The organism is Streptomyces sp. HSW2009, from assembly GCF_040240285.1.
GTDB lineage: Bacteria > Actinomycetota > Actinomycetes > Streptomycetales > Streptomycetaceae > Streptomyces.
In genome coordinates, this window is sequence record NZ_JBEHZD010000865.1 from 1 (window position 1) to 2,157 (window position 2,157).

Genomic DNA, 2,157 nt, shown 5'->3' on the forward strand with positions numbered 1-2,157 from the left:
CCTTGCCCGGCACGAAGCTGGTCAGGAACGCCACCTTGGTGCCGGCCGCGGCGCGCACCGGCACCGGGTCGCGGGCCCCCCCCGGGGCGGGGGGGGTGGGGGGGGGCGGGGGGGCCGCCCCCCCCCCGCCCCCGCCGGCCCCCCGGGGGGCACGCCGCGGGGGCCCGAGGCCGCCCGGGCGGCGGGGCTGCTCGCGGCCGACGGGGTGGCGTCGGTGGTGGTGGACTGCGAATCGGGGCTGGTACGGCTCGGGCTCGCGGCGCAGCTCGCGCAGGTGTTGCGCGGCCCAGCGGTGACGCTGGAGGAGTTGCGCGCCGACAGCGTGACGGCGCTGGTCCGCGGGGCCCGCGCGGCCCGGGACGGCGGGGCGGCCCGCGGGGAACACCCGGCCGCGGCACACCGGCAGCGCCAGCGGGGCGCCTGGGCGGGGCAGCGGATCGACAGCACGCGGATCGACAGCACGGAGAGGGTTGCGTAATGCCACAGGGAAAGCCTTCGGTGGTGCCCGAGGACGGGCTCACCACGCGTCAGCGCCGTAACCGGCCGCTGGTGTTCGTGCACACCGGTGTCGGCAAGGGCAAGTCGACGGCCGCCTTCGGGCTCGCGCTGCGGGCCTGGAACCAGGGCTGGCCGGTCGGGGTGTTTCAGTTCGTGAAGTCGGCGAAGTGGAAGGTCGGCGAGGAGCGGGCGCTGCGGGTGCTCGGCGACTCCGGCGAGGGCGGCTCGGTCGCCTGGCACAAGATGGGCGAGGGCTGGTCGTGGGTCCAGCGCGACCTGGCCTCCAGCGAGGAGGCGGCGCGCGAGGGCTGGGAGCAGGTCAAGCGGGATCTGGCGGCGGAGACCTACCGGCTGTACGTGCTGGACGAGTTCGCGTACCCGATGCACTGGGGCTGGGTGGACACCGACGAGGTGGTGGCCGCGCTGCGGGACCGGCCCGGCACCCAGCACGTGGTGATCACCGGCCGCAACGCGCCGCAGCCGCTGATCGACTTCGCCGATCTGGTCACCGACATGTCCAAGGTCAAGCACCCGATGGACACGGGGCAGAAGGGCCAGCGGGGCATCGAGTGGTGACCCTTGCGACCGCCGTGCCCCGTCTGGTGATCGCGGCGCCCGCCTCCGGCAGCGGCAAGACGACCGTGGCGACCGGCCTGATGGCCGCGTTCGCCGCGGGCGGCCTGGCCGTCTCGCCGCACAAGGTGGGACCCGACTACATCGACCCCGGCTACCACGCCCTGGCCACCGGCCGCCCCGGCCGCAACCTGGACGCCTACCTGTGCGGCCCGGATCTGCTGCCCGGGCTGTTCGCGCACGGCGCGCGGGGCGCCGACCTGGCCGTGGTCGAAGGGGTGATGGGGCTGTACGACGGGGCCGCGGGGCAGGGCGAGTTGGCCTCGACGGCGCAGGTCGCCAAGGTGTTGCGGGCGCCGGTGGTACTGGTCGTGGACGCCTCGTCGCAGTCGCGTTCGGTGGCGGCCCTGGTGCACGGCTTCGCCTCCTGGGACCCGGAGGTGCGGCTCGCGGGCGTGGTGCTCAACAAGGTCGGCTCCGACCGGCACGAGGAGTTGCTGCGCGAGGCGCTGACCGAGGTCGGCGTGCCGGTCTTCGGCGCACTGCGCCGGGCCGAGGCCGTGCACACCCCGAGCCGCCACCTGGGCCTGGTGCCGGTGGCCGAGCGGCGGGCGGACGCGGTGGCCGCGGTGGCGGAGTTGGCCGACCGGGTACGCGCCGGCTGCGACCTGCCCGGCCTGCTGGAACTGGCCCGCTCGGCACCGGCCCTGCCCGGCGGGGCCTGGGACCCGGCGGATGCGCTGTACGAGGCGGGGCTCGGGGCTGCGGTGGCGGCAGGGCCCGGGGCGGCCGGGCGGCCGTCGGGCGCGGGGGCTGCGGCGGCCGGTGCGGAGCACGGCGCGGCCGGCCCGGGAGACGGGAACGGCGCGCCCGGTCTGACGTACGGGGCGTCCGCCGCGCGCCACGGAGCGCAGGGCGCGGCGCAGGGCGCGCACACGGGTGGGAACGCGGGTCCGGAAGCGCCGGGGGCCGGGGCGCGGCCGGTGGTCGCCCTAGCCCGCGGCTCCGCGGGGAACATAACGGACCCCGGACCCCCCGACTTGCTGACCCCCGCCCGTGCCGCCGTCCTGAACGTCGACCCCCCGC

At 77.3% G+C, this 2,157-nt stretch carries 2 protein-coding genes and 1 pseudogene; all 3 read left to right on the forward strand.

The features are described from left to right. Positions 1-478: pseudogene (locus tag AAHZ94_RS33025) on the forward strand (hypothetical protein); the annotation flags it as partial. Beyond that, complete coding sequence (gene cobO / locus AAHZ94_RS33030) at positions 478-1,074, forward strand: cob(I)yrinic acid a,c-diamide adenosyltransferase (RefSeq protein WP_349997393.1); 597 nt, start codon at positions 478-480, stop codon at positions 1,072-1,074. The pseudogene AAHZ94_RS33025 and the gene cobO, both read left to right, overlap by 1 nt. After that, a partial coding sequence (locus tag AAHZ94_RS33035) for a cobyrinic acid a,c-diamide synthase CobB (protein ID WP_349997394.1) occupies positions 1,068-2,157 on the forward strand: 1,090 nt, incomplete at its 3' end. The genes cobO and AAHZ94_RS33035, both read left to right, overlap by 7 nt.

Coding starts and splice junctions, on each gene's coding strand:
- cobO (WP_349997393.1), top strand. CDS start 478: ATGCCACAGGGAAAGCCTTCGGTGGTGCCCGAGGACGGGCTCACCACG.